The 6,000-nt window shown below is 35.4% G+C and carries 3 protein-coding genes; 1 reads left to right on the top strand and 2 read right to left on the bottom strand.

Going from position 1 to position 6,000, the window contains the following annotated elements:
* The first annotated feature begins 104 nt into the window (after nucleotides 1-104).
* A complete protein-coding gene (locus CSW08_RS00110) occupies nucleotides 105-1,010 on the top strand; it encodes an IS982 family transposase (RefSeq protein ID WP_106657880.1) in 906 nt (301 codons plus the stop codon).
* A gap of 295 nt (nucleotides 1,011-1,305) precedes the next feature.
* On the opposite strand, the gene CSW08_RS00105 is transcribed toward CSW08_RS00110, so the two are convergent.
* A complete protein-coding gene (locus CSW08_RS00105) occupies nucleotides 1,306-2,100 on the bottom strand; it encodes a hypothetical protein (RefSeq protein ID WP_106657879.1) in 795 nt (264 codons plus the stop codon).
* Nucleotides 2,101-2,207: 107 nt separating this feature from the next.
* Nucleotides 2,208-5,726 (bottom strand): Eco57I restriction-modification methylase domain-containing protein, encoded by a 3,519-nt coding sequence (locus CSW08_RS00100; RefSeq protein ID WP_106657878.1) that lies wholly within the window; start codon nucleotides 5,724-5,726, stop codon nucleotides 2,208-2,210.
* Nucleotides 5,727-6,000: the final 274 nt, after the last annotated feature.

Raw genomic sequence — 6,000 nt, 5'->3', positions numbered from 1 at the left:
TAACGTGAGTTCGACGTAAAAAAGTTGATTTATTTATAATAAAAAAGCGAAAAATTTAGTAAATTAAAGTTCTGAATTTCAATTATATAACTAAATATTTCGCTATGATTTCCGATTCTAAAATTACTGAAATTTTCTGTTCTATTGATGATTTTTGTCTTGAATTTGTCCCTTTTTGGCAAAAAAGCCTACTGGCCAATGGAAAAAAGCGCACCAGAGCTTCAAAAATGGGCCTCTCTGAAGTAATGACCATTCAAGTGCTTTTCCATTTATCCGGGTATAAAACCTTCAAGGATTTTTATATAGGCTATGTCTCAAAACATCTAACCAGTTATTTTCCAAACCTGGTATCCTATAATCGTATGGTGGAACTCAAAGGGCAAAGCTTTATGCCCCTGGCTATTTACCTCAAAGTTTGTGGATTGGCAAATTGTACGGGGATTAGTTTTATAGATTCTACGCCCCTAAGGGTTTGTGACAAGCGAAGAATTAACCAACATAGGGTATTCAAGGATTTGGCACAAAGGGGACAATGTTCCCTGGGTTGGTTCTATGGTTTCAAATTGCACATAATCACCAATGACCAAGGCGGTATCATTGATTTTATGATAACTAAAGGCAATGTGGATGATAGAAAACCTTTACGCTTCAAAGCCTTTGTTAAAAAGCTGTTTGGGAAGCTCTTTGGTGACAAAGGCTACATCTCCAAAGATCTATTTACTGAGTTGTTCTATAATGGAGTGCATCTGGTAACCAAGCTTAAAAAGAACATGAAAACAAAACTATTGACCCCTGTGCAAGATGCTTATCATTTAAGAAAAAGGGCCATTATCGAAACTATTTTTGACCAACTCAAGAACATTTGCCAAGTTGAACATTCTAGACATAGAAGCGTAACCAACTACTTCAATAATATTTTTGCCTCACTTATTGCCTATAATTTTAAAGATAGAAAACCTTCTTTAAAAAACAACTTCGTCGATACAAAGCAACTGTATTTAACTTTATAATTACATCGAACTCACGTTATTTAGGCTATTTACACATAATTGTAGATATAGTGCCTTTAGGTCTATATCGTCAACAAATATGATGTAGGTTTTCAACGATATGAGATTCTGAAATATCCCGATAGCTATCGGGACAGAATGACACACTTTGAAGTTTTATGATACTTTGCAGACAATCAAATTTATAATAACTAAATAACATCTATAGTTTGCATGAAGTTCCCCAAGGGTTCCCATGGCTACGCCATGGGATAACTACGGGTGAACCCTATATTAGAAATGGTTGCTTCATGGTTTAAAGTACTGCGATACATTGCATGGCTTTGACAGATTGCACGGGTTTGAATTGTGTGTCCTGTAACCTCAGAAATTGGATGCCTAACCACACTGTGATGGCTATGTTTGTCGGATTCTGGTTTGTAAAAGCTGTTTCTAGTTGTATTTGAATGTTTGTATGTTCTATTTTACATAATAATGGTATGGTTTGTTGGCTTGTGCCTATACCATGGCATTCTGGCTGTACTGGTTGGTAGCTTTGGAGTTGTGATTGCCATTGCGTGTTGGAAACCATACACAGCGCTACCGTAAACTGTACGTGTGTAGCCTTTTTAGGGGCTTTTATAAGGTGTTTTTTTGAAATTTTTGGGATGGTTATAGTGATATTATTACGATTATTATGGCTTGTAACCCTTGGTTTTGCTGTAAATATTTGATTGAATGCTTGATTGTTGTTTAACTGAAAACCTATAAGGGCTTCTGGATTGTTATTTATATGGGCTTCTCTTTGACCGTGTGTACCACTCCCCTTTTGGATTATTTTACTACAAACCCCCGTTAACCGACTTGCCATATGGCTGTCTTTAAACGCTATAGCTGTTTTGCCCAAGCCTTGGCGGATGGTTTTAGAAAGGCTGGAAGCACCACCAAACTCCTGGTTGTTATGCTTTACATTTACAAATACGGGGTCTGTTTGGATGCGCTCTTTGGAAGGCCCGACAGCCCTACGGGAAATATCTACTCCCTTAAGTTGGTAATAGCTTACCCCATTTAGCGTGCCTTTTATTTTTATAAGCCCTTTTTGCTTAGGCATGTAGTTTTGTGTATTAGTGCCCTATTATCCGAAGTCGAAAGTCTCAGTGTGACAAATTTAATATATTGACTGTAAAGCAAAATAATAATGGTGTTCGCGAATCTCCCTCATGACTGTTCTACTATTTTAATTTCTTCATCTTTAAGATTGTATAATTGGTAAACCATTGTATCTATATTTTTATCAATTCGGTCTATTTCAGTTTTTAAAGCTTGTGCTTTTTGCTTTTGTTCCTTAAAGTACTGCATCCATTCGGCTTCTTCCGGTAAACTTAACTGTACTTTGGCTTTTTTCAATTCTTTTAAAAAGTCTTTAAACTCCAATTCGTACCAGTTTTGCAACTTTGTTGTGAGTTTTTCGATTTCAAACTTACTTTGAAGTAAATCAGTATATTGAGTTGTATTGCTATTTAATTGTGAATGAAATTTTAAAATATCTATACATTTTGTGGTTAGCTCACTAATATTGTTCTCGCTAACTTCTGGTAATGGTATTTCTTGCAACTGATTGATTTTTATATGCAACCCCTCTGGGAACTGTCTCGAGAACCACTGTCCGCAAAGTTTAGAATTTAGAAGTGCAATTACTGCGTGTATAGTAAAAGGTGATTTAACCTCATGAATCACATTTATGGTGTCGTTTACCAAGTAAAGCTCATCGTCATAAGTGCAGTTTATCGTCTTCGCAATATCTTGAATTAAGATTTTTGGTTTTAAATAGTGTTCCAAAACTCTTGGTCTTCCGCCAGCCTTTTCTTTTATTAATTCTGGCATATACCACAAGTACTCCCCATTAAAACTTTTAGAGTACCTACCAATGTCTTTTCCTCTTAACATTGGAAAGGAATTATCATCTTTCTTATAATTAAAAATGAAACGCTTGTCATCACTTGTTTTTATTCCTAAAGAGAAATTGACTATATCTCCAAGCTTAAATTGACCGCTTTTTAAATTGATTTGAGGCTCAAGGGAGTATGAATAGTTATCAGTAGAACATACAGTCTTTAAACTAATCTTATGTTCCATCTGGAAAAACATTTGGTTTTTAAGTTGGAACAAAATGACATTGTGGTCAATATTCGGTTTCATATTACGGTATGTCATAATCACAGTCGTAACTATGGCATCTGTAAAAACACCTGGGGGTAATTCTACTAATTGTAGTGGGCTGACATCTTTTGAAATTTTTTCTCGAAATCTGGAAAAACTACTTGTCCCTAGCCAACTATTAGGAAAAATGAAGCCAAGTAATCCATTTTGTTTTGATAAGATAAATGAGCGTTCAATAAAAAGACTATATAAATCGCATTTGTTTTTAAAAGTTGAAAAAGAAGTCTGATAATGTTTTCTTAATTCTACATCCTCTATATTCACAATATTCACATAAGGCGGATTACCAATCACCACATCAAAACCTCCTTTGTATTCGGTACGGAAGGCGTGGTTGTAGGATTGTTGCATGCTATCGCTCTCGGTTATAGAAACAAGGGGTTGCAACCCCTTGTTATCGGTATAGGTATGCAACTGGTGTTTCAATCGGTTGTTTTGTATATACGCAACCGTATTCCATAATTGTTCTTCCAAATCTATATAGGTAGTGCTATATTTTTGAGCCCAAAGTGTAAATTGTTCTTCTTTGGGTATTTGCAAATGTTCTTTTAGTTGTTGTGATGATTTTCCTTTTAACTTTCGAACAATATTTGGTATTTCCTCTTCCTCACACACCAACAGTAAATGAATATGGTCGCCACAACTGTTAAATGCCATTACATTTAAACCGTCTTGCTCTACAATTTCTTTAATGGTTTTTGCAACTACAACTTCTTGTTCATCTTCCAGCCAAAAAGCATCTCCTTTTTTTACTTTATGGTCTATCATTCGTTGTGATGTTCGAGAATTATGAGTAACCCAAGTAATGTGAAAAGGTTTTTTATCTTTTTCTTGAAAAACAGTCGGAAACTCCTTTTGCCAATTAAACGCTTTCTCTCCTGCTACGCTTGGGTCGTCAATTAAAGAGTTACCGCATTTAATATTGTTGTTTAACGTGGTTAATTTTCTGCCTCTTTGTGCGGTACGCAACCACAACGAAAGTTTCGCTATATCTACACTTTCTTCGTTGATGTCAACTCCAAAAATGTTTTTCTCTAAAATATGGTTGCTTACATCCTGAAACACAATACTTGCTCCAAAAAGCTGTGCTTGTAGTTCATCAACATAAGCGTGTTCTTCTATTAAAAACTCCAATGCCTGGTTTAAGAAAGCTCCCGAACCACAAGCAGGGTCGCAAATGGTAATGTTCAATAACCAATTTCGGTAAGCTTGCAGGTTTTCATCCAAACTTTTAATAATTTCTTTTTTTCTGTTTCTTCTGCCCTTTGCGTATTCTTCATCAATAATGCCTAGTTCCGCTTTCTTTTCTTCGCAGAGTTTGCCAACGGTATTGTCAACAATGTATTTGGTAATGTATTTTGGTGTGTAAAAAACGCCGTCTTTCTTACGTTTGGTTTTGCTTTTGTCTATCTCCTGCCCTTCCAGTTCGGCAGTGATGCTTTCAATCTCGTTGAGCGAGTTTTCAAAAATATGACCGAGTATGTTTACATCTACTTCACTTTGAAAATCGTATCTGGTCAAATTTATTACATGCGGATGCAAAATTTCATCATCTAATTGAATGCTATCCAGCACTTCATCGGGCTGAAACAAACCGCCATTGTAAGCAAAAATATCATCAACGGTTTTTTGTCCTTTTCGTCCGGTATCGATATAACCGAAATACTGTTTAAAAATGTCGTACAAAGGTTTGTAGGCATCTTCTTGTTTCAAAATCTCCCAACGGGTTACAATTCGTGAAATGGAATTAGGAGGCAACAATCCGCTATCTTCAGCAAAAAAGATAAACAAATAACGGTCGAGCAATTTTTGTGTTTTCTTGAAGAGTAGTAATTTATCTTTCGCACTACTATTCTTTACCATGTTTTGCCACAAATCATTTCTAAAAGCGGCATAATCTTTATACAGTTGTTTGGTTATTTTTTCCTCTTCAAGTAAACTTTCCTCTTTTACTTTTAGTGGAACACCACTCAATAAATTATCAGCTCTCAAACACAACCAAAGTATTTTAAACTCACTTTCACTAAGCGTAAAAAGATTAAACTCTAAATGCTCTACCGAATGATGAATAAAGAAACGGAGTTTTTCAAAGTTGGAAGTAATGACATACACACAACCTGTTTGGTTGTTTTTGTAATTAAATGCCTGAACATTTATTTTATCTAAATCTTTGGTGTCCGTTCCTTTCAGTTCGATAACAGCAAGAGCTTTTGGTATCGACAAAGGGTCTTGACCTCTTGTTAAAATAGCACCATCGGCTTTTTTAGCTCCTTTTTCGTTTTTAAGTTCGGTGGTTAAATTAAAATTCGGCTGAGGATTTAAGGTGTAACCCAATATATCAACAAACAATTCACGTAAAAAGCCTTCTTGAAATTGCTCCTCTTTGGCATCTCTAATATTTTGCTGTATGGCAGGATTATGAAAATAAGCAGTAAATTTTTGGTAAGCAGTTTTAACCGCATCCGCATCCTGTGCGTTCAGGTGTTTATTGAGTACTGAATTTTGAAAAAATGCCATTTAATTTATGCTGTTTTTAACGTCAGAAATTGAAGCGGAAAGATACAGATAAAATGATATTTAGTCCTGATTTTTAAAGAGAATTTATTAAGGCAAACCGACTTTAGGAGATTCGCGAACACCTATTTATCAAATTATAAAACAGGTGAGCAAAGTTCAAGTTACCCTTCGACTACGCTCAGGATAAACTCCACGCGGTACATTATAGTACAAAACAATGAGCGTCATAGTGCTTTTGGGCGATATTTAAAATAGCTACTAATCTTTTCTATTT

The organism is Confluentibacter flavum, assembly GCF_002843175.1.
Taxonomy (GTDB): Bacteria; Bacteroidota; Bacteroidia; order Flavobacteriales; family Flavobacteriaceae; genus Confluentibacter; species Confluentibacter flavum.
The sequence above is the reverse complement of the archived record's forward strand: the minus strand, read 5'-3'. Positions and strand labels throughout refer to the sequence as shown.

Excerpts from the sequence above, each read along its gene's own strand:
- CSW08_RS00110 (WP_106657880.1), top strand. The coding sequence starts at position 105 with ATGATTTCCGATTCTAAAATTACTGAAATTTTCTGTTCTATTGATGAT.
- CSW08_RS00105 (WP_106657879.1), bottom strand. The coding sequence starts at position 2,100 with ATGCCTAAGCAAAAAGGGCTTATAAAAATAAAAGGCACGCTAAATGGG.
- CSW08_RS00100 (WP_106657878.1), bottom strand. The coding sequence starts at position 5,726 with ATGGCATTTTTTCAAAATTCAGTACTCAATAAACACCTGAACGCACAG.